The 21227-nt window shown below is 72.7% G+C and carries 17 protein-coding genes; 5 read left to right on the top strand and 12 right to left on the bottom strand.

Annotated features, from left to right (window positions below; all coding sequences use genetic code 11):
• Window positions 1-165: 165 nt before the first annotated feature.
• Together ACO06A_RS08925 and ACO06A_RS08920 are read left to right on the top strand one after the other, a co-directional pair.
• Entirely contained in the window at window positions 166-1221 is a 1056-nt protein-coding gene (locus tag ACO06A_RS08925) for a ParA family protein (protein ID WP_421735658.1), read from the top strand.
• Window positions 1218-2372, top strand: coding sequence for a ParB/RepB/Spo0J family partition protein (locus ACO06A_RS08920; RefSeq protein ID WP_421735657.1), 1155 nt, complete (start codon window positions 1218-1220; stop codon window positions 2370-2372). Before ACO06A_RS08925 ends, ACO06A_RS08920 begins: the two co-directional genes overlap by 4 nt.
• A gap of 63 nt (window positions 2373-2435) precedes the next feature.
• Here ACO06A_RS08920 and ACO06A_RS08915 read toward each other — a convergent pair whose 3' ends face one another.
• From ACO06A_RS08915 to ACO06A_RS08880, 8 genes are all read right to left on the bottom strand, one after another.
• Entirely contained in the window at window positions 2436-3386 is a 951-nt protein-coding gene (locus ACO06A_RS08915; RefSeq protein WP_421735656.1) for a D-alanine--D-alanine ligase family protein, read from the bottom strand.
• Between the two features lie 39 nt (window positions 3387-3425).
• Window positions 3426-4772 carry a PLP-dependent aminotransferase family protein gene (locus tag ACO06A_RS08910; protein WP_421735655.1) on the bottom strand — a complete coding sequence of 449 codons (1347 nt, stop codon included), beginning with the start codon at window positions 4770-4772 and terminating at the stop codon, window positions 3426-3428.
• 59 nt (window positions 4773-4831) lie between these two features.
• Entirely contained in the window at window positions 4832-5164 is a 333-nt protein-coding gene (gene trxA / locus ACO06A_RS08905; protein ID WP_421735654.1) for a thioredoxin, read from the bottom strand.
• Window positions 5161-6156 (bottom strand): thioredoxin-disulfide reductase, encoded by a 996-nt coding sequence (trxB, locus tag ACO06A_RS08900; protein WP_421735653.1) that lies wholly within the window; start codon window positions 6154-6156, stop codon window positions 5161-5163. Before trxB ends, trxA begins: the two co-directional genes overlap by 4 nt.
• A gap of 90 nt (window positions 6157-6246) precedes the next feature.
• Window positions 6247-8202, bottom strand: coding sequence for a protein kinase family protein (locus ACO06A_RS08895; RefSeq protein ID WP_421735652.1), 1956 nt, complete (start codon window positions 8200-8202; stop codon window positions 6247-6249).
• A gap of 35 nt (window positions 8203-8237) precedes the next feature.
• Window positions 8238-9887 (bottom strand): murein biosynthesis integral membrane protein MurJ, encoded by a 1650-nt coding sequence (murJ, locus tag ACO06A_RS08890; protein ID WP_421735651.1) that lies wholly within the window; start codon window positions 9885-9887, stop codon window positions 8238-8240.
• The gene (locus ACO06A_RS08885; RefSeq protein WP_421735650.1) at window positions 9884-11968 is read right to left on the bottom strand and encodes a DUF6049 family protein; all 2085 of its coding nucleotides are present in this window, start codon (window positions 11966-11968) and stop codon (window positions 9884-9886) included. The genes murJ and ACO06A_RS08885 overlap by 4 nt, the downstream gene beginning before the upstream one ends.
• Window positions 11965-12519 carry an NUDIX hydrolase gene (locus ACO06A_RS08880; protein WP_421735649.1) on the bottom strand — a complete coding sequence of 185 codons (555 nt, stop codon included), beginning with the start codon at window positions 12517-12519 and terminating at the stop codon, window positions 11965-11967. The genes ACO06A_RS08885 and ACO06A_RS08880 overlap by 4 nt, the downstream gene beginning before the upstream one ends.
• A gap of 72 nt (window positions 12520-12591) precedes the next feature.
• Here ACO06A_RS08880 and ACO06A_RS08875 point away from each other — a divergent pair, with 72 nt between their 5' ends.
• The gene (locus tag ACO06A_RS08875) at window positions 12592-14100 is read left to right on the top strand and encodes a CCA tRNA nucleotidyltransferase (protein ID WP_421735648.1); all 1509 of its coding nucleotides are present in this window, start codon (window positions 12592-12594) and stop codon (window positions 14098-14100) included.
• Here ACO06A_RS08875 and ACO06A_RS08870 read toward each other — a convergent pair.
• Together ACO06A_RS08870 and ACO06A_RS08865 are read right to left on the bottom strand one after the other, a co-directional pair.
• A complete protein-coding gene (locus ACO06A_RS08870) occupies window positions 14075-15766 on the bottom strand; it encodes a SpoIIE family protein phosphatase (protein WP_421735647.1) in 1692 nt (563 codons plus the stop codon). The two genes, ACO06A_RS08875 and ACO06A_RS08870, sit on opposite strands and share 26 nt — an antisense overlap.
• Window positions 15763-17073, bottom strand: coding sequence for an MFS transporter (locus ACO06A_RS08865; RefSeq protein WP_421735646.1), 1311 nt, complete (start codon window positions 17071-17073; stop codon window positions 15763-15765). The genes ACO06A_RS08870 and ACO06A_RS08865 overlap by 4 nt, the downstream gene beginning before the upstream one ends.
• Window positions 17074-17233: 160 nt before the next feature.
• On the opposite strand from ACO06A_RS08865, the gene ACO06A_RS08860 reads away from it, so the two are divergent.
• Together ACO06A_RS08860 and ACO06A_RS08855 are read left to right on the top strand one after the other, a co-directional pair.
• Window positions 17234-17788, top strand: coding sequence for a sigma-70 family RNA polymerase sigma factor (locus ACO06A_RS08860; protein ID WP_421735645.1), 555 nt, complete (start codon window positions 17234-17236; stop codon window positions 17786-17788).
• Window positions 17778-19241 (top strand): hypothetical protein, encoded by a 1464-nt coding sequence (locus ACO06A_RS08855; RefSeq protein ID WP_421735644.1) that lies wholly within the window; start codon window positions 17778-17780, stop codon window positions 19239-19241. The genes ACO06A_RS08860 and ACO06A_RS08855 overlap by 11 nt, the downstream gene beginning before the upstream one ends.
• A 75-nt stretch (window positions 19242-19316) precedes the next feature.
• Here the strand turns inward: ACO06A_RS08855 and ACO06A_RS08850 are convergent, their stop codons facing one another.
• Window positions 19317-20408: an inositol-3-phosphate synthase gene (locus ACO06A_RS08850; protein ID WP_056086282.1), complete on the bottom strand. Its 1092-nt coding sequence runs from the start codon at window positions 20406-20408 to the stop codon at window positions 19317-19319.
• A complete protein-coding gene (locus ACO06A_RS08845; protein WP_421735643.1) occupies window positions 20405-21055 on the bottom strand; it encodes a PadR family transcriptional regulator in 651 nt (216 codons plus the stop codon). The genes ACO06A_RS08850 and ACO06A_RS08845 overlap by 4 nt, the downstream gene beginning before the upstream one ends.
• Window positions 21056-21227: the final 172 nt, after the last annotated feature.

The following is a 21227-nucleotide window of genomic DNA, read 5'->3' as shown; positions in this document are numbered from 1 at the left end:
CAGGGGTCATGGGATGACGGTCGCGTCTCCGCAGGTCAGGACACCGTCACGACGGCCGAAGAGATTCCCCTGAGCGATCTCCCCGAGACACGCGCCGACTCCTCGGAGCCCGTGGTGGGCCCGTCGAGCGCGGGGGGGGACGTCGCACGTGACACCATTCCGCCCATGCCTGCACGCCACGACCTGGACCCGGAGGAGAGCCGTCGAGCAGCCCTCGTCGACAGCCTCCCGGTGGTCTCCGACGACACGCCGCTGATGGCCGAGCTGAAGCAGGACGCGCGCCGCCGGATCGAGCTGCGCGGACGCCGCTTCCCGCGCCCGCCGCAGACCCGCATCATCACGGTGGCCAACCAGAAGGGCGGCGTCGGCAAGACGACGACGACCGTCAACCTGGCAGCGGCCCTGGCGCAGGCCGGGCTCAACGTGCTGGTCCTCGACAACGACCCGCAGGGGAACGCGTCGACCGCGCTCGGCGTCGAGCACCGCGCGGGGACGCCGTCGATCTACGAGGTGCTGGTCGACGGCGCACCGATGGCGGATGCGGTGCAGGAGAGCCCGGACGTCCCGAACCTGTGGTGCCTTCCGGCCACGATCGACCTGTCCGGCGCGGAGATCGAGCTGGTATCCATGGTGGCGCGCGAGACCCGTCTCCGGAACGCGCTGGACGCCTACCTCGACGGCCGGGTCGCGGCCGGCCAGGAGCGGATCGACTACGTCTTCGTCGACTGCCCGCCCAGCCTCGGCCTCCTCACGGTCAACGCGTTCGTCGTCGCGCGCGAGGTGCTGATCCCCATCCAGTGCGAGTACTACGCGCTCGAGGGGCTCAGCCAGCTGCTGAAGACGATCCAGCTGATCCAGGCGCACCTCAACCCGCGGCTGCACGTGTCGACGATCCTGCTGACCATGTACGACGCGCGGACCAACCTGGCGCAGCAGGTGGCGACCGAGGTGCGCACGCACTTCCCGGAGCGCACGTTGCGCACCACGGTCCCGCGCTCGGTCCGCATCTCGGAGGCACCGAGCTACGGGCAGACGGTCATGACCTACGACGCTGGATCGTCGGGAGCCCTCGCGTACCTGGAGGCTGCCCGCGAGGTGGCGGAGCGAGGCGCGACGGAGCTGACGGACGACGAGCACACCAACGGGCAGGCCACGAACGGCACCGCCCACCCGGACCACGAGCACGCGACGGCCATGGCCGTCCTTCAGGAGGAACAGTGAGCGAGAAGCGACGCGGTCTGGGTCGGGGACTCGGAGCCCTCATTCCCACCGGCCTGGACGGCCAGCGCCCCACCGGTGCGGAGCGTCCTGTCGACGTGTTCTTCCCGGACCGGGAGCGGGAGAACGGGGAGGCTGCGGCGGCAGCCGCGGCCGCCCTGGCCACGGCGACCATGACCGAGGAGGCGCCAGTCGTCGACGACGCAACTGCGCAGACTCCGATCGCGCTCGACGGGTCCACGAACGGGGTGGTCCACGAGACCGTCACGCCCATGAACACAACGCCGACCGTCGAGGAGCCGATCGCCGCCGTGACGGTCGACGGGCTCGTGCCGGTGCCCGGCGCCCGGTTCGCCGAGCTGCCCGTGGGGGAGATCCGCCCCAACCCGAAGCAACCGCGCACGATCTTCGACGAGGACGCGCTCGACGAGCTGGTCGGCTCGATCCGTGAGGTCGGCGTGCTCCAGCCGATCGTCGTGCGCGACGCCGGCGACGGCTACGAGCTGATCATGGGCGAGCGCCGGTGGCGCGCGACGCAGGCGGCCGGCCTGGCGACGATCCCCGCGATCATCAGGGACACGGACGACTCCGACCTGCTGCGCGACGCGCTCCTGGAGAACCTGCACCGTTCCGAGCTGAACCCGCTCGAGGAGGCGGCCGCCTACCAGCAGCTGCTGGACGACTTCGGGTGCACGCACGAGCAGCTGGCGACGCGCATCCAGCGGTCACGTCCGCAGATCTCCAACACGCTCCGGCTGCTCAAGCTCCCTCCGCTGGTGCAGCGCCGGGTTGCAGCTGGCGTCCTGTCCGCAGGTCACGCTCGCGCGCTGCTCGGCCTCAACGACGGCGCGGCCATCGAGCGTCTGGCGCAGCGGATCGTCGCCGAGGGCCTCTCGGTCCGTGCGGTCGAGGAGATCGTCTCCCTCGGGGGCGACGCCGCGCCGACCGCACGCCGGTCCGCGCCCCGGGCGGGCGTGAAGAACGAGGCCCTGGACAACCTCGCCGCACGACTCTCGGATCGATTCGACACCCGCGTCAAGGTGAGCCTCGGCAAGGCGCGTGGTCGGCTCACCGTCGAGTTCGCGTCGGTGCAGGACCTCAACCGGATCCTGGCCAGCCTGGCTCCGGAGGACCCGGGTCTGCTCAAGGGCTGACAAGACGCCTGCTCAAGGGCGGACGAGACGTACAATTTTGGTGGCTAAAACCGTACAGAACGGTCAGCGCGCCAGTGCGGCCTCGACGAGCGACCGGTACAGCTCGCCGAGGGACAGGCCCGCGGCCTCCGCGGCCTGGGGCAGCAACGACGTCTCAGTCATGCCGGGGGCCACGTTGACCTCGAGGAACCAGACGGTGCCGTCCGCATCGACGATGAGGTCGGTGCGCGACAGCCCGTCGAGGCCGAGCGCCCGGTGCGCGGCGACCGCCACGTCGGCGACGGCCTGCGTCAGCTCCGGGGCCAGCCGCGCGGGGGCGAAGTACTCGGTGCGCCCCGGGTTGTAGCGGGCGTCGAAGTCGTAGGGACCCTCGGTGACGATCTCGACGGCGGGGAGCGCGACGGGCCCGTCGCCGGTGTCGACCACGCTCACCGCCACCTCGGTGCCGACGACCGCCCGCTCCACCAGGGCGGTGTCGCTGTACGCGAAGCAGTCGACCATGGCCTGCGGAAGTGCGTCTGCGCTGGTCACAAGCGTGACGCCCAGCGCGGAACCGCCACGGGACGGCTTCACCACGACCGGTAGGCCGAGCTGACCGACGATCGCGTCGAGCACCTGACGGGCACCCAGCTCACGGAACAGCGACTGCGGCAGGGTCACGAAGTCGGGGGTCGACAGCCCCGCGCGGGCCGCGACCGTCTTGGCGATCGGCTTGCTCCACGCGATCCGGCTCTCTCGGGGTCCGGTGCCCAGCAGGCGCAGCCCGAGCATCTGGACGACGTCCCGCACGGAGCCGTCCTCGCCGCTGGTCCCGTGCAGGAGCGGCCAGACCAGGTCCGGCTTCAGCTGGACGAGGGCCGGTACGAGGTCGGCGTCGACGTCGTGGACGGACACGTCGACGCCCACCGACCGGAGGGCGTCGGCAACGCGTCGGCCGGAGCGCAGGGAGACGTCACGCTCGTGCGACAGGCCCCCGGCCAGGACGACGACGCGGGGGGACGGGGTGGCGGTCACGGTGCGACGACTCCGATGGCGAGGAAGGACAGGGGCGTGTCAGGCAACATCCGGGCCCGGCTGCTGCACGTCGCCGTGCCCGGCCGACCCGGAGGTGCCGAACAGCTCCACCAGCTCGCGCTCACCCGCGACGACCCCCGCGAGCCGGCGCACCCCTTCACGGATGCGCTCCGGCGTCGGGTAGCAGAACGACAACCTCATGTGGTCGGCGCCCGAGCCGTCGAAGTAGAAGGCGGTGCCGGGGACGTAAGCGACCCGTGCGGTGACCGCCCGAGGGAGCATGTCCTTGGCGTCGAGCCCGTCGGGGAGCCGGACCCACGTGTAGAAGCCGCCGTCGGGCACGTTCCACGACGCGTCGGGCAGGTGCTCGGCGAGCGCGGAGATCATGGCGTCGCGCCGGTCGCGGTACTGCTCGCGGTAGATCTTGATCTGCCCCTGCCAGTCGCAGGTGGACAGGTACGTGGAGATCGCGATCTGGGAGGCGTTGGACGGGCACAGGATCGCGGACTCGCTGGCCAGCACCAGCTTCTCGCGCACGGCGTGCGGGGCGACCACCCAGCCGACGCGGTAGCCGGGGGCGAACGTCTTGGAGAACGAGCCGAGATACAGCACGCCCTCGTCGTCCATCGAGCGCAGGGCGGGCCGCGGGTCCCCGGAGAAGCCGAGCAGGCCGTACGGGTTGTCCTCGAGGACCAGCACGCCGTGGCGCCGCGCGATCTCCAGGATCTGGGGGCGACGCGACAGGGAGAGCGATACGCCCGCCGGGTTGTGGAAGTTGGGCACGGTGTACAGGAACTTGACCCGACGCCCCTCGCGGGCGAGCGAGGCGAGCGTGGACTCGAGCGCGTCCGGGATCAGGCCGTCCGCGTCGATCGGCACGTGCACGACGTCGGCCTGGTAGGCACGGAACACCCCGAGGGCGCCGACGTAGGACGGCGCCTCCGCGACGACCACGTCGCCCGGGTCGATGAAGATGCGCGTGACCAGGTCGAGGGCCTGCTGCGACCCCGTCGTGACGACGACGTCGTCGGGGTGCGCGTCGATTCCCTCGAGCGCCATGACGTCGAGGATCTGCTCGCGCAGGGTCTCGTCGCCCTGGCCCGACCCGTACTGGAGCGCCTGGAGACCGCGGGTGGCAACCACGCGCTGCGCCAGCTCACCGAGGATGTCCAGGGGAAGACCCTCGAGGAAGGGCATCCCGCCGGCTAGCGAGACGACCTCCGGCCGGTTGGCCACGGCGAACAGGGCGCGGATCTCGGAAGATCGCATGCCGTGCGTCCGTTCGGCGTAGGAGCCGAGCCAGCGGTCGAGGCGCGTGCCGGTGCCGGCGGCGGAGGACGTGGGGGGGCCCGACGTCTCGCCGTCGGGAACGGTGTGCGCAGTCATGCCCCAGAGTTTGGCACGACAGCGCGCCCGGACCGCGCAAGGTCCGGGCGCGCGGGACGTCAGACGGCGGCGAGCACGCTCTCGATGTCCTCGGCGATCATCGACTTGGGCCGCGCGCCGACGACGGACTTCACCAGCTCACCGCCCGCGTAGAAGTTGAGCGTGGGGATCGACACTATGCCGTAGTCGCCCGTGACCTGCGGGTTCTCGTCGGAGTTGAGCTTCACGATCTTGACCCGGCCGGCGTACTGCGCCGCGAGCTCCTCCAGCACGGGGGCCACCATCCGGCACGGACCGCACCACGGCGCCCAGAAGTCGACGATCACGGGGATCTCCGAGCCGAGCACCTCCGACTGGAACGTCGCGTCGGTGACGGGGGCGGTCGTGCTCATCGGATCTCCTGCGCGTAGGACTCGATCGGGGGGACCGGCGCGACCAGGTCACCCAAGGACGCGAGGAAGTGCTGGGCGTCCAGGGCAGCCGCGCAGCCCGAGCCGGCGGCCGTGATGGCCTGGCGGTAGGTGTGGTCGACCAGGTCTCCGCAGGCGAACACCCCGGTGAGGTTGGTCGCGGTGGACCGGCCGATCACCTGCACGTAGCCCTCGTCGTCCAGGTCGACCTGGCCCTTGAGCAGCTCGGAGCGCGGCACGTGCCCGATCGCGACGAAGACACCGGTCGCGGGGTGCTCGCGGGTCTCGCCGGTGACGGTGTCGCGCAGGGTCACGCCGGTGACCTTGGCGTCGCCGTGGATGGCCACGACCTCGCTGTTCCACGCGAACTCGATCTTCGGGTCGTTCGCGGCGCGGTCGGCCATGATCTTGGACGCGCGCAGGTGGTCGCGGCGGTGCACGAGCGTGACGCGCTTGCCGAAGCGGGTGAGGAACGTGGCCTCCTCGACGGCCGAGTCGCCGCCGCCGACCACGATGATCTCCTGGTCACGGAAGAAGAACCCGTCGCAGGTGGCGCACCAGGACACACCGCGGCCGGACATGCGCTTCTCGTCGTCCAGGCCCAGCTCGCGGTACGCGGAGCCGGTGGCCAGGATGACGGCGCGCGCCTGGAAGGTCTCGCCGTTGAGCGTCTCGATGGTCTTGATCTCGCCGGTGAGGTCGAGGGAGGACGCGTCGTCCCACAGGACCTCGGCACCGAACTTCTCGGCCTGCTTCTGCAGACCCTCCATGAGCTCCGGGCCCTGGACGCCGTCGGGGAAGCCGGGGAAGTTCTCCACCTCGGTGGTGTTCATCAGGGCGCCGCCGGCGGTGACGGACCCCGCGATCACCAGCGGGGCCAGGCCCGCGCGGGCCGCGTAGATCGCGGCGGTGTAGCCGGCCGGACCCGAGCCGACGATGACGAGATCGCGGACGGTGGTGGACTGCTCGGTCACGAGACTTCCTTGCGGTTCGGCGTGCCGGAGACGATCCGGCGGGGGTGTCGGGATCAACCGATCCTAGGCGGGATCTGTTCCGGACCCGGCCTACGACAGGGCGATCTCCGTCAGCTCGAGCCGGAAGCCGCCGTCGGGCGCCGTCGGGAGCTGCGTGATCCACAGGACGATCGACTGCGTCTCGGTGGCGGGGTCCAGGGTGAACACCGCGTCAGGCCCGAACGGTCCGGACGCGAGCACCGCGCCGCTGGTCGGGTTCGCCGCGTCGGTCGCCCGGATCTCCACGTTCCCGCCGGTGCTGTTCGAGTGCAGGGTCACCGTGCTGACGGTGGTCTTCGTCGTCAGGGTGATCGCGTAGCCGACGGCGTCCTTGAACCCCGCGAAGTCGTCACGCTTGTACGTCTGGGTGTACCAGAACGTGGCCGGGTCGCTGTCGTACGCCTTGGCGACGTCCTCCTGGTGCTCGCCGTCGGCGTCGGACGGGTCGATGGTCGTCGCGGAGGCGATGACCGGTGCGCCGCCGACGGGGACGACGGGTGCCTCCGGCTCCGCGGCCGGGGGCGCGGCCGCTTCTGACGGCGCCGCCGACGAGGTCTGCGCCGTGTCGGTGTCCGGAGAGGAGCCGGTGGTGTCGATCGACGAGAAGAGGGCCTTGAACGCGAGGATCACGCCGATGATGACGACGACGACCACGACGATGAGGACCAGCGCGGTCGGGTCGAACCGGAGCTTGCTGGGCGGGGTGGTCTCGGCCCCGATGACGTCGCCGAAGTCGAACGCGTCGGGGCGGGGCCCGGACTGCGCGACCGGCGGCGGTGCCACCGCCGCAGCGTGGACGGCCGGGGGGAGCGGAGGGATCGGGGGGATCGGGGGAACCGGCGACGACGCGCTCGGCACCGCGGACCGGACGACGGGTCGGCGCACCACGGTGGGCAGGACGGGAGGCAAGGGCTCCGGCTCGGCGGGAGCCGCGGGCGTCGGGGGCAGCTGCGTGGTCGCGGCAGCAGCGCCGAGCGAGCTGGTGCGCGAGGGCGTCGCCGGCGGCGGGGTGCCGGGGCGGTTGGCGCCGGGTGGGTCCTGCTGCTCGAACGCGGAACGCACGGAGTGCCTCTGCACGGTCACGGGCGCGGTGTCCTGCTGGTCGTCCTCGTCGGGCACGGGAATGCCTCCTCCGGGTGCCGCAGCACCGGTGGGCGGGAACTGCGCGGTGACGGGGCCACCGAGCGCGGACGGGTCGGGCACGGACGCACGGATCTCGCCCCACGGCTCGAGCTCGCGCACCAGCTCTCCGGGGCTGTGCGGGCCGTCGTCGTTCGGGCCGAGCGTGACCACGCAGAGCGTGTCGAGGTCGTTGGGCACACCGGGGACCAGGTCGGCGGGTGCGACGGGGGCGCCGTTCACGATCGGCGCCGGCGGGAGCGTCTCGCCGCCGGGGGTCTGCGGGGCGCGCGGGTCGGCGGGCCAGAGACCGGTGAGGGCGGCGTAGAGCAGCCGGACCAGGCCGACCGCGTCGGCCCGCGTGGTGGAGCGGGCGTCGCCGCCGGAGTCGCCGAGCAGGGCCGCGTCCAGGGCCAGGCCGCCCAGCAGCACCCGGCCGTCGGGGCTCACGTGCAGCACCGACGGGCGCAGGGCGAGGTGGTGCACGCCGCGCCGCCGGGCGACCTCGAGCGCCGAGGCTGCCTCGCCGACCACCGCGCGCGCCTGCTCGGCGGTGAGCGGGCTCTGCGCGACGAGCCGCGCGAGCGACGGGCCGACGAGCTGCTCCGAGACGACGTAGCCGTAACCCTCGTGCGTGCCGACGTCGAGCACGCGCACGAGGCGGGAGTCGGTGACGAGCGCCGCGCGGCGGGCCGCGTCGAGCGCGGGCGCCACGGCGCCGTGCTCGAGGATGCGCACGCGGACGGGTCGGTCGAGGATCTGGTCAGTGGCCTGCCAGGCGCTGGCGCCCTCGAGGTCGGAGACCACCGGAGACAGCACGCGGTACCGGCCCGCGAGCACGGTGCCCCGTCCGACGACCTCGCTCACCAGCACCTCCGTGTCGATCACCTGGACAGGACACCCTGCATGCTAGACGTGCCGGATCAGCGGCGTCGCCCGGGCAGCCGACGGAGCAGCGGCAGGAGCAGGCTGTCGAGCTCGCGGACGCGCAGCACCCGCAGGGCGCCGACGTACACCAGGCCCATGACGGTGCCGACGACGGCGCACTCGATGATCGACGCCATCAACCCGGTCGACAGGGACCGACCGAGCAGCAGCAGGACCAGGCCGCCGATGCCCGCGGAGACGAGTGCGGCCAGGGTCGACCGTGCCAGCACCTGGACCACGCGAGGACCGTCGATGCCGTCGAGGCGCCGCCGCAGCCGCCACTGGGCGAGGAGTGCGCCGACGACGTAGGACACGCTCATCGCTGCCCCGGTGCCCACGACCCAGGAGGTCGGGTGCAGGAGCTGCTGGGACAAGACGGCGCCGAGCACGACGACGGCCGCCATGACCACCTGGATGGGCACCATCGACCGGGCGTCCTCGTAGGCGTAATAGGCCCGTTGGAACATCGACCAGGCGCCGAAGGCCGGGAGCCCCAGGATCATCGCCAGGACGACCGCGGACACGGCGTCGGCCGATCCCTCGGTCGCCGTCGCCAGGACGACCCGGGTGAGCGGCAGGGCTAGCACGACGATGGCCGCGGTCGCGAAGATCGTGAACACACTCACCACCCGCAGCCCCGAGGACAGCGTGCCGCGGACCCCGTCGACGTCGGCGTCGTGGGCTTGCGCGGACAGCCGGGTGAACAGGGCCGTGGCCAGCGACACGGTGACCAGGGAGTGCGGCAGCATGAAAATGAGGAACGCGACGTCGTACGCGCCGGGACCGGCCACCGCGGTCTTGGCGACACCGTCGGCGACGGCGGCCGCCGGTGCGGCTGACCCGATGCGGGTGACGACCAGGAACCCGAGCTGCCCCACCGCGAGGCCGGCGAGCGTCCAGGTGGCCACCCCGCCTGCCGTGCTCAGGCCCGATCCGCGCAGCCCCCAGCGCGGTCGGTAGTGGACACCTGCCCGGCGCAGTGACGGGATGAGCACGACGGCCTGCGCGATCACACCGAGCGTCGCGGCGGCCGCGAGCAAGGCCGTCTGCCCGGGCGTCCAGGACGCGGCGTCAACGACGCCCGACTCCTCCCACCCGCCGAAGACGGCGATGAAGATGCCGAAGCCGACGATGGCCACGACGTTGTTGACCGCGGGCGCCCACATGTACGGACCGAACGAGCCGCGCGCGTTGAGCACCTGGCCCAGCAGCGCGTAGACGCCGTAGAAGAACAGCTGCGGGATGCACCAGTAGGCGAACGTCGTCGCCAGGGCGTCCTGCGCGGGGTTGCCGAAGCTCGAGTACAGATTGATGAGCACCGGGGCCAGCAGCGTGAGCACCACGGTCGCGGCGGCCAGCACCACGAACCCCAGGGTGAGCAGCCGGTCGACGTACTCCTGCCCCGCCTTGCGCTTGTACGCGCGGACCACCTGCGGCACCAGGATCGCGTTGAGCACGCCCCCGGCCAGCAGCATGTACAGGACGTTCGGCAGCTTGTTCGCCACCGCGAACGCGTCGGCGGCCTGGCCCGTGGCGCCGATCGCGCTGACCATGACCATGCCGCGCAGCAGCCCGAGGACCCGGGAGACGGCGGTGCCGGAGGCCATCAGGGCGGCGCCGCGACGCATCCCGTCGTCGTCGGTCACCGAGGATCCTCCGCAGGGGTTGTCTCGTCGGCGACGGTGCCACCGAGCACGGGCAGGGACGTGGGGGCGTCGGCCTCGGCCTCGGTGCGCGCACCGCGGCGGGCGCTCTGGCCGCGGCGCACGGTCCGGATGATCCCCAGGACCAGACCCAGGGCGAGCAGGACCCCGACGACGATCGTGCCGATGCTCTCGATCGTGGGCGCGACCAGCGCCGTGAAGCGGACGGTCGGCGAGACGGCGAGACCGTCCGGGGCCGTGAGCCGGGCGGTGACCTCCACCGAGCAGTTGGCACGGGCGCGCAGGGGGATCCGCACGCTCGCCTCGCTCTCCGCGTCGATCCGCACCTCGGGGATCTCACCGACCTCCAGGCACGCCGTGCGGGGGTCCACGTCGACCAGGACCGTGGCGGGGACCGCGAGGGCGTTCTGCACGACGATGGACACGGCACTGCTCGCCGCGATCACCCGGAAGTCACTGACGGGGGCGATGCTCAGGCCGGACGTCCGCGCGTCGACGTCGGCGACGACGGACGTCACGAGCTCGTCCCGGCCGGCCGGGTCGGTGCGCCAGGCGACCGACAGCGGCGCCAGGACCTCGGTGTCGACGCCCTCGAGCAGGGTCGCAGGCTCGCTGGTGACCTGGGCGAACGCGACCGCATCGGTGCGGGCGTCCGCGAGCGCCCGGACACCGGCTACGCCGAGCTCGTCGGGGTCCGTGGTGCGGGAGGGGAGCGTGGTCCGCGCCTCCGGCTCGGCGGTGTCGAGCAGGCCGGACACCGGGGCGAGCCGCACCCACGGCGCGCTGGTGAACGCGGCCAGCAGTGCCGACACGTTCGGGAGGTCGGGCTCCCATGCCCGTCCCGGCGCGAGCAGGAGGTGCGGCTGCTCGTCCGACTCGCGGGTGATGACGGCCAGCTCGGCGAGGGCACGCTGGACGGTGGTGGCCGTCGTGGCGCCGGGCTCGACGTCGTCCGGCGCGGTGAGCAGCGACGTCAGGGTGGCGTCGGGCTGGAAGGCGTTGATCGCGCCCGCAGCCGTCTGCGCCCGGACGGACGCTCCCGGGGTCGTCTTGGCGTCCTTGTCGGTGAACGGGGGGAGGACGATCGCGTCGGCACCCACCTGGGCGGTGACGCCGGCGGTTGCCTCGTCGGGCGCGTCGGTGCCGGGCGCCCACAGCACACCGGAGGTCGTGGTGAGCCCGGGGATCCCGGTCTGCGCCGTGCGGTCCACCGCCAGCTGGACCAGGTCCGGCTGCTGGGCGTGGGCGGCCGCGGCGATGTCCGGGTCGGACCAGGGCAGCGCGACGACGTCGTGCGACCGGAGCCGGCCGGTGAGGTCGGTGGCCCACGCCTGGGTGCTCGGCGTGCCCGCGGTGGCGGCATCGATCAGTGCCGGGTCGATCGCGGCCCCGACGCTCCCGTCGGCGGTGACGACGGCCGCGAGGTCGTGGAGGCGTCCGCCGGTCCTGGTCAGCGCCTCGAGCTCGGCCACGCTCTCGTCCGCGCCGGCGGGGTCCGCCGGCGGACCGACGATCGGGACGAGGACCGAGACGTCGGTCTGCGGGACGTCGTCGGTGGTGAGCCACAGCAGGAAGGTGCGCTGGATCCCGACGCGCCTCGACCCGTCCAGCGCCTCGACGACGAGCCCGCGCGGACCCCAGGTGTCGGCGCCCTTGAGCAGGCCGACGCGGTCGGCAGGAAGTTCGAGCTCTACCGTGACGCTGGCGCCCGGGAGCAGCGGCTCGGCGACCGGCGTCGTGACGTCGCGACGGGTCTTGGACAGGCCGTCGGTCCCGGCCGAGGCCCACGCGTCGACGTCGGCGCGCGAGAAGACCCGGAACCGGCTCAGTCGCAGGGCGGCGCCGGGCGCCTCGATCACCTCGTCGCCGTCGTTGGTCAGGGTCGCCAGCACGCGCAGGGGCTCGCCGGGCCGCAGGATGCTCGGCGACACCTCGGTGATCTGGACGGTGACCGGGAGCTCCGGGTCGTCGGTTGCTGCCGTCGCCGGAGGCGCTGCCGCGAGTGCGCCGACGAGCGCCAGCGCCGCGCAGACCACCCGGCGCCGCAGCCAGCGCCCGCTCATGCCTCGCCGACGAGGACCACGAGTGCCGCCTCGGCCAGTCGCCGTTCGTTCGGGTAGGCGAGCACGCCGTGCAGCTCCGCCACCGGGATCCAGGCCGCTTCCTCGGCCTCGCCGTCCGGGTCGCCCTCGACCGACAGGGACCCGCCGGTGGCGCCGAGGAGGAAGTGGTGCACCACCTTGTGCACCCGGCGGTCGTCGCCGCTGAACCAGTAGTCGATGACCCCCAGGCGGCGCAGCACCTGCCCGGTGATGCCGGTCTCTTCCGCGATCTCGCGGACCGCGGCCTCCTCCGGCGTCTCGTCGCCCTCGAGGTGCCCCTTGGGCAGGCACCACTCGAGCCGGCCGGCGCGGTTGCGGCGCGCGATGACGGCGGCGTGGTGGACACCCTCGCGGCGGCTGACGACGATGCCACCCGCCGAGGTCTCGTCCACCACCGGCAGCGGTGCGTTGGGGACCCGGACGAGCGAGTGGCGCGGGTCGATGCGCAGCGCATGGCCACCAGGGGGCGCGGGAACGCCCCCGGGGACGGGTGGGCGCGCCGGGCTCGACATATCGACACTGTAACGACTGGGGAGGTGCACTCCTGCCCCGACGACCTCCGCGCATCTGGCAGGCTTGGACGAGTGCCGTCCCTCGATCAGCCCCTCGATCCCGAGTCCCCCGACCTGAGTGCCGCCCTCGTGGCGCTGCAGAAGCGTGCGCTGGGCGTGCTGGCCGGTCTGCCCTCCGACGCCCTCGAGCTGGGCGAGCTGTTCCGTGCGGCCGGCCACGAGCTGGCGCTGGTCGGCGGCCCCGTGCGTGACGCGTTGCTTGGGCGGGTGTCCGCGGACCTCGACTTCACCACGTCGGCCACGCCGGACCAGACCGAGTCGATCCTCGCGCGCTGGGGCGACGCGCACTGGGACATCGGCAAGGAGTTCGGCACCATCGGGGCCCGCCGGTTCGCCGGTCGGCGCTCGTCGCTGGCGCAGGACGTCGTCGTCGAGGTCACCACCTACCGCACGGACGAGTACGAACCGGCGTCACGCAAGCCGCAGGTGGCGTTCGGGGACTCGCTCGAGGGGGACCTGTCCCGCCGCGACTTCACCGTCAACTCCATGGCGGTCCGCGTGCCGGAGCTGACGTTCGTCGACCCCTTCGAGGGCCTCACCGACCTGGCCGCCGGCGTGCTGCGCACCCCGGTGGACCCGCGGCAGTCGTTCGACGACGACCCGTTGCGCATGATGCGGGCCGCCCGGTTCGCCGCCCAGCTCGGGTTCGCCGTCGCCCCGGCCGCGCGGGAGGCCATCGTCGACATGGCCGACCGGATCGCGATCGTCTCCGCCGAGCGGGTGCGCGACGAGCTGAGCAAGCTCCTGGTCTCGGCGCAGCCCCGGGCGGGGCTCGAGGTGCTGGTCGACACCGGCCTGGCGGACCACGTCCTGCCGGAGCTGCCCGCGCTGCGCCTGGAGATCGACGAGCACCACCGGCACAAGGACGTCTACGAGCACTCGCTGATGGTGCTCGACAAGGCGATCGCCCTGGAGACCGGCCCCGACGGCGCGGTCCCCGGTCCCGACCTGGTGCTCCGGCTGGCGGCGCTGCTGCACGACATCGGCAAGCCCCGCACCCGCCGGTTCGAGGAGGGCGGCGGCGTCAGCTTCCACCACCACGAGATGGTCGGCGCCAAGCTCGTCGCCAAGCGGCTGAAGGAGCTGCGGTTCGACAAGGCGACGGTGCAGGCGGTCGCACGGCTGACCGAGCTGCACCTGCGCTTCCACGGGTACGGCGAGGGCGGCTGGACCGACTCGGCGGTGCGCCGCTACGTCACGGACGCCGGCCCCCTGCTCGAGCGCCTGCACCGGTTGACCCGCTCGGACTGCACCACGCGGAACCTGCGCAAGGCGGCCCGGCTGTCCGCGGCGTACGACGACCTCGAGGCCCGGATCGCGCAGCTGCGGGAGCAGGAGGAGCTGGGCGCCATCCGCCCCGACCTCGACGGCACGCAGATCATGGAGATCCTCGGGCTGGCGCCGGGGCGCGAGGTGGGCCAGGCCTACACGTACCTGCTAGAGCTGCGGATGGAGCGTGGTCCGCTGGGGCCGGAGGCCGCGCGCGAGGAGCTGCTCAGCTGGTGGGCAGCGCGCGCCTGACCACCAGCAGGCAGACGTCGTCCTCCTGGTGCTCGCCGACGAACACCTCGACCAGCCGGTCCTTCACGACGGTCGCGTCGGCGTCGTCGGGCAGCGCGGCGAGCTCGGCGGTGAGCGCGGCGATGCCCTCGCGCAGCCCGCGGTCGCGGCGTTCGACCAGGCCGTCGGTGTAGAGGACGAGAGTCGAGCCGAGAGGCACCCTGATCACAGCCTCGGCGCCTCCCGGCCCGGCCAGCCCGATCGGGGTGGAGAGCCCACCGTCGAGCGACTGGACCTCGCCGCCCGCGAGCCGGAGCAGCGGCGGCGGGTGGCCGGCGCGCGCGTAGGTGACCTCGGCGTCGCCGCCGTCGAGGGAGCGCCACCGCAGGTACGCGGACGTCGCGACGTCGGCGATGTCGAGGCCGCGCACCAGCTCGTCCGCGCGGGCCAGCACGGCGCCCGGCGACGACCCCTCCCAGGCGTACGACCGCAGCAGGGACCGGAGCTGACCCATGGCAGCAGCGGCGCGCAGGTCGTGGCCGACGACGTCGCCGACCGCGAGACCGATCGCGCCGTCGGGCAGGGGGAGGACGTCGAACCAGTCCCCGCCCACCTCCGCGCGGCGAGCGGACGGGACGTAGGCGGCGGCGACGTCCAGGCCCGGGATGACCGGGATCTCCGGCAGGAGACTGTGCTGCAGGGTCAGCGCAGCAGTGCGGTCGGCGAGGGCCAGGCGGACGTTGTCCAGCGCCAGACCCGCGCGGCGCCCGAGGTGCGCGGCCGTCACCACTGCGTCCGCACCGAACCCGTTGTCGGTGACGAGGGTGAGCACCCCGAGCACGCGGTCGCGCGCACGCAGCGGCACCACCATCGCCTGTCCGATCCCCAGCTTCTGCAGCAGGGCGAGCTGGGCCGGCGTGGTCCGCTGCGGCAGTGCCGCGACGTCGATCGCGTACGGCGTCGCGACGAAGCCCGGACTGCTGGTCAGGGCCTCGACGACCTTCGGCGCGCGACTGAGCCAGGTGGTGTCCTCGTTCGCCAGCGCACGGACGGCGTCCCGGTCGTGCAGGTCGCCGGCGACGAGGTGCACGCGGGTGAACCGGCCGCGGTCGTCGGTGATGGCGACGAAGCCCCAGGTCGCCAGGGCAGGGACCGCGATGTCCGCGAGCGCGTCGACCGCCGCGTCGTAGTCCAGGTGCTTGGCCAGCTCGTCGCTGATGTGGGCGAGCAGGTCGAGCCGGGCCGTCGTCTCCTCGACCAGGTCGAGCTCGAGGTCGCGCACCCGGTCCGCGTCCATCCGGTCGGTGACGTCGGCCTGGATGCCCACGTGGTGCGTCACTCTCCCGGACTCGTCGATGACCGGGCTGATCACGACCTGGTTCCAGAACCCTGTCCCGTCGCGCCGGTAGTTGCGGATGACGGTCGCGACGGCGCGCCCCTCGTCCAGCGCGGTGCGGATGCGCGCCACCGCGATCGGGTCGGTGTCCGCGCCCTGCAAGAACCGGCAGTTCCGACCGAGCACCTCGTCGACCGGGTAGCCCGTGAGCTCGCTGAACGCGAGGTTCACCCAGACCAGCGGGTCGTCGGGCCGGAGCGCGTCCGAGATGGACAGTGCGAGGCGGCTGGAGAGCACGGCGTCCAGCGGCAGCTCGCCCTTGTGCTCGACCACCTTCTCGCCGCTGCTCACAAGGCCAATCGTGCCTCAGTGACGTGCTCCGCGGGTACCCCTCGGGAGGCGGATCCGTAGAGCGCCGCGAACCCGGCGTACGCGACGGCGAGCACGAGGAACAGACCCCGGGAGTACCCCGTGTCGGGCAGGGTGACCGCGCCCAGGGCCGCCGCGCCCACGAACGCCGCGTTGTACAGGACGTCGTAGAGCGCGAACGCCCGGCCGCGGTAGGCGTCGTCGGTGTCGCGCTGGACGATCGTGTCGACCGCGATCTTGGCGCCCTGGGCGGCCAGGCCGAGTGCACCGGCGGCGACCAGCACCGCGACCCGGGACGCCGAGGCGACGAGCAGCAGCTGGCTGACCGCCGCGAGGCCCAGGCAGAGCACGATCCAGACGTGGGGCCCGGTGCGCGGCGACAGCACGGGGGTGAGCACCACCGCGAGCACGAACCCCGCCGCGGACGCCCCGAGCACCAGCCCGAACGTCTTCAGCCCCTGGTCGGCGTCCGCGGGGTCGGACAGCAGGTTGCGGGCGATGAGGATGCTGGCGATGAACGTGACGCCGTAGAGGAACCGGTGCGCGGCCATGATCCCGAGCGCGCGTGCGGGGGTGCGCCGTTGGATCAGGTGCCGCGCCCCGGCCACCAGACCGTGCACCAGGCTGCTCAGGGCGGCCTTCATCTGGCGGGCGTCGGCGCGCTCGTCGGGACCCAGCCGGTCCTTGCCCAGACGGGTCGCCAGCGCCGCGGCGGTCGCCATGACCGCGGCGGCGACGAACAGTGCGGCCCCGTCGCGGGTGTGACCCGCGGGGAGCACCAGACCGAGCACGAAGCCGATCCCGGCGCCGACACCCGCCGCCGCCGCACCGAGGGTCGGGGTGAGCGAGTTGGCGGTGAGCAGCAGCGGGCCGTCGACCGTGCGGGGCAGCGACGCGCTCAGCGCCGACAGCAGGAACCGGTTGATCGACAGGTTGACCAGCGCGAGCACGTAGACGGCCGGCCCGACCCCGTCCGTCACCATGATCAGCGCGATGACCACGGTGATCGCGACCCGCACGAGGTTGCCGACGAACAGCACCTGGCGGCGGCGCCACCGGTCGAGCAGGACGCCCGCCCACGGGCCGACGATCGTGAACGGCAGCAGGAGCACGGCGAACGCGGTCGCGACGCCGGCCGCGGTGCTGGCGTTCTCCGGCGAGAAGAAGAACAGGGTCGCCAGCCCGACCTGGAACATGCCGTCGGCGGTCTGGCTCACGAGCCGGACGGCGAACAGCTTGCGGAAGTCCTTCAGGGGCCACAGGGCCTTGAGGTCGGCGATCACCTGCACCGCCTCATCCTCCCATCCGGTTCTGCGCAGCCCGCACCTTCGCCGCAGACGGGTGGCGCCTGCGAGACCCGCTCACGACGAGGCGCTGCGTGGCCGAGACTCACCCCAACCGATCGAGGTGTGCTGTCGTTCTCCTACCAGGACCGCGGAAGGGAGTCGGGTGGGCAGGCAGTGGGAGCCGATGCTCGAGCACGTGGTGCGCGAGCGCTACCAACGGCTGCTGGGGCACGCGCTCCTGCTGTGCCGGTCGACGGCAGACGCGCAGGACCTGGTGCAGGACGCGCTCGTGTCCACGTTCGGGGGCCGGGCACGCTTCGCCACCGCCGCAGAGGCCGAGCAGTACGTGCGCCGGGCCATCGTGTCGCGGTTCCTCGACGAGTCGCGCCGCCGCACCCGGGAGCGTTCCGTCGTCGAGCGGTCCGCCGCCAGGATCGAGCACGTCCCCGAGCCCATGCCCGGGATCGGGGCCGACGTGCGGCGCGCGCTCGCGGACCTGGCGCCGCGCGAGCGTGCGTGCGTGGTGCTCCGCCAGCTCGACGATCTGTCGGTCCGCGAGACCGCCGCCCTGCTCGGCCTCAGCGAGGGCGCGGTCAAGCGGTACACGTCCGACGGCATCGCGCGCGTCGGCGCCGCGCTCGGAGACGTGACCACGCACGACGACGTGGTCGCCGTGCGCCCGACGAGCAGCACGCGGGGGGTGCGACATGACGGCTGATCTGGGACGCCTGCTCGAGCAGGCGGCCACCGACCTGGGACGGTCACAGGAACCAGCGGACGCCGGCACGATGCGACGGCTCGCCGTCCGGGTGCGCCGCCGGCACGTGGCCAGGCACGCGACGCAGTCCGCCGCGGTGGTCGCGATCATCGGGGTGCTCGGGACCGCGGCGTGGGCCGGCCTGCTCCGGCACGACGTGCCGCACCCTGCGGTGCCGGCGCCCACGACGACGGCACCGGCGCCCACGACGACGGCACCGGCGCCCACGTCGCCCCCCGCACCGTCACCGTCGGCGACCGCAGCCACCGAACCGGCGGCGTCGGTGCAGGTTCCCGGGGTGCCGACCCTCACGCCCGCGCCGGACGGGCTGCTGGACCGGACCGGCCCCGGCTGGGTGCTGGCGAACTTCCGGCCGCAGACGCTGCAGCACGCGTACGAGGACGGTCTCGTCGAGGCCAACGTGCTCGTGCTGATCTCGCCGACGGGCGAGCGGTACCGCCTCGTCGACCTGCCGCTCGACGAGGACGTGCTGCTCGCGACCTGGACGCCTGGCTCCGCGACCGCTGTCGTGACGACCGGCCCGGGCGGACCAGCGCACCGTGCCGTCGTCGACCTCCGCACGGGGACCGTCACGGTGGACGACCGCGGGATGCCCGCCGGGCTCGGGTACCTCGGTCGGGCCGGCGACGGCTCCGAGCTCTGGACGCAGACGGGGTCGGACGGGGCAGGCGCGGCCACGTCCCTCTACGCGGTCGGCGCCACGGGTCCGGGCCGGCTGCTCTCCGACGACGCCCCGGACGCGTCGGGAGCACTGGTCGACCCGACCGGTGAGTGGCTTGCCGTCGCATACGACACCCGGTTCGCGACGTCTACCGCAGGGGTGGCGGTGTACGACATCGCGCGCGGCGCCTTCGTCTGGCGCCCGGTCGGCGCCGGGACGTGCGAGCCGGTCGCCTGGCTGGACGGCCGGCACCTGCTCGTGAGGTGCACGCAGAGCGAGGGTGGCTCCGGCGCGAGCGTGCTGTATCTGCTCGACGCGCGGTTCGGCGACGTCTCCGTCCAGCAGACGCTCACCGAGGGCGACGTCGTCCCGGTATTCGGGTTCGGCACCTGGGTCGGCGGCGAGACGGTGGTGTTCGCCGGACGGCGCACGCTCGACCCGAGCGCGTGCGGCGACGGCCTGTACTCCTGGTCCGACCACGTCGCCGGTCCGCTGCCTCGTGTCCCCCCGGAGAACCCGTCCCACAGCTGGACGCCGGACACGTGGACTCCCGTGGCTGTCGACGGGCTCGTCTACGTCGCGAGCACGGGGGGCTGCGTCTCCGGCGACCTCATGCCGACCGAGCTGAGCGTCGTCGACCCGGCCTCGGGCGGGGTGACCCTGCTCTCGCCGCGGCCCGACGGCGACTGGGGGCGGAGCCTCGCCACCTGGGTGGTCGCCGCGAAGAGCTGACGCAGCGCCACTCCGGAACGTAGGAGGGCCCGACGACCGGAGTCGTCGGGCCCTTCCACGTTCGCTTCGTTCAGATCAGCGCTCGCGCTCGCCACGGATGAAGGCCTCGACCTGCTGGCGACCCTCGGTGTCCTCGGTCTGCACGGGCGGGGACTTCATGAAGTACGTCGACGCCGACAGGATCGGGCCGCCGATGCCGCGGTCCTTGGCGATCTTCGCGGCGCGGACGGCGTCGATGATGATGCCGGCCGAGTTGGGCGAGTCCCACACCTCGAGCTTGTACTCCAGGTTCAGGGGCACCTCGCCGAACGCGCGACCCTCGAGGCGGACGTAGGCCCACTTGCGGTCGTCGAGCCAGGCGACGTAGTCCGACGGGCCGATGTGGACGTTGCGGTCCGACTTCTTGCCGCCGAGCGGGCCGCTCAGGTTGGAGGTGACGGCCTGCGTCTTGGACAGCTTCTTGGACTCCAGGCGGTCGCGCTCGAGCATGTTCTTGAAGTCCATGTTGCCGCCGACGTTCAGCTGGTACGTGCGGTCCAGCACGACGCCGCGGTCCTCGAACAGGCGGGCGAGCACGCGGTGCGTGATGGTGGCGCCGACCTGCGACTTGATGTCGTCGCCGACGATCGGGACACCGGCGGCCTCGAACTTCGCGGCCCACACCGGGTCGGACGCGATGAAGACGGGCAGCGCGTTGACGAACGCGACACCGGCGTCGATCGCGCACTGGGCGTAGTACTTGGCGGCGATCTCGGACCCGACGGGCAGGTAGCAGACGAGGACGTCGGCACGAGCCTCGCGCAGGGCGGCGACGATGTCGACCGGCTCGGCGTCGGACTCGGTGATGGTCTCGCGGTAGTACTTGCCGAGGCCGTCGTTGGTGACACCACGCTGCACCGGCACGCCGAGGGGCGGGACGTCGGCGATCTTGATGGTGTTGTTCTCCGAGGCGCCGATGGCCTCGGACAGGTCGAAGCCGACCTTCTTCGCGTCCACGTCGAACGCGGCGACGAACTCGATGTCGCGGACGTGGTAGTCGCCGAACTGCACGTGCATCAGGCCGGGCACGGTGCCGCTCGGGTCGGCGTCGGCGTAGTAGTGCACGCCCTGGACGAGCGACGCGGCGCAGTTGCCGACGCCGACGATGGCGACGCGGATGGAGGTCATCCTCGCTCCTTCTCGGTGGTTCGCGCGGGGGCGACGTCGTCGTCCTCCACGGGTGTGTCAGCAACGACCGGTCGGCCGGTGCCTGCGGGACGGGTGCGGCGCACGCCGCGCTCGTTGTCGATCAACCCGTCGAGCCAGCGGACTTCACGCTCGACCTGCTCGAGGCCGTGCCGCTGGAGCTCGAGGGTGTACTCGTCCATGCGCTCGCGAGTGCGGGCGAAGGACAGGCGGACCGTCTCGAGGCGTTCTGTCAGGCGCGAACGCCGACCCTCGAGGATCCGGAGACGGGTCTCGGCGTCGGTCTGCCCGAAGAAGGCGAACCGGACGTCGAAGTTCTCGTCCTCCCACGCGGCCGGTCCCGACGACGCGAGCACCTGCTGGAGGTGCTCCTTGCCGTCGGCCGTCAGCTGGTAGACGATCCGGGCACGCTTGGACGCCACGCCGTGCGGGGTCGCCGTCGACTCGATGCCCTGGATCCACCCGCGGTCGACGAGCGACTTGAGGCAGGGGTACAGGGAGCCGTACGACAGGGCGCGGAACGACCCGAGCACGAGGTTGAGCCGCTTGCGCAGCTCGTAGCCGTGCATCGGGGACTCGTGGAGCAGCCCGAGGATCGCCGGCTCGAGCACGTCGGAACGACCGCGCACGGGGGGCACCTCCTCGGGATGTTGGTGAGTCGATGTATCAACTCGATACATCCGGAGAGTATGTCGAATACGACGAACCAAGCAAGTCGGTGACCTGGACCACACCGCGTGTGTGCGTCGGGACGTGGGTGCGACGGCGGTTCGCGCGCGCCGTGCCGATCGTGTGAAGGCT

The organism is Cellulomonas sp. (assembly GCF_965229465.1).
Classification (GTDB): domain Bacteria; phylum Actinomycetota; class Actinomycetes; order Actinomycetales; family Cellulomonadaceae; genus Cellulomonas.
The sequence above is the reverse complement of the archived record's forward strand: the minus strand, read 5'-3'. Positions and strand labels throughout refer to the sequence as shown.

Bases quoted from the DNA above. Each gene is read 5' to 3' on its own strand.
- ACO06A_RS08910 (WP_421735655.1), bottom strand. From the start codon at position 4,772: ATGACTGCGCACACCGTTCCCGACGGCGAGACGTCGGGCCCCCCCACG.
- ACO06A_RS08850 (WP_056086282.1), bottom strand. From the start codon at position 20,408: ATGACCTCCATCCGCGTCGCCATCGTCGGCGTCGGCAACTGCGCCGCG.
- trxA (WP_421735654.1), bottom strand. From the start codon at position 5,164: ATGAGCACGACCGCCCCCGTCACCGACGCGACGTTCCAGTCGGAGGTG.
- ACO06A_RS08880 (WP_421735649.1), bottom strand. From the start codon at position 12,519: ATGTCGAGCCCGGCGCGCCCACCCGTCCCCGGGGGCGTTCCCGCGCCC.
- ACO06A_RS08925 (WP_421735658.1), top strand. From the start codon at position 166: ATGCCTGCACGCCACGACCTGGACCCGGAGGAGAGCCGTCGAGCAGCC.
- ACO06A_RS08885 (WP_421735650.1), bottom strand. From the start codon at position 11,968: ATGAGCGGGCGCTGGCTGCGGCGCCGGGTGGTCTGCGCGGCGCTGGCG.
- ACO06A_RS08855 (WP_421735644.1), top strand. From the start codon at position 17,778: ATGACGGCTGATCTGGGACGCCTGCTCGAGCAGGCGGCCACCGACCTG.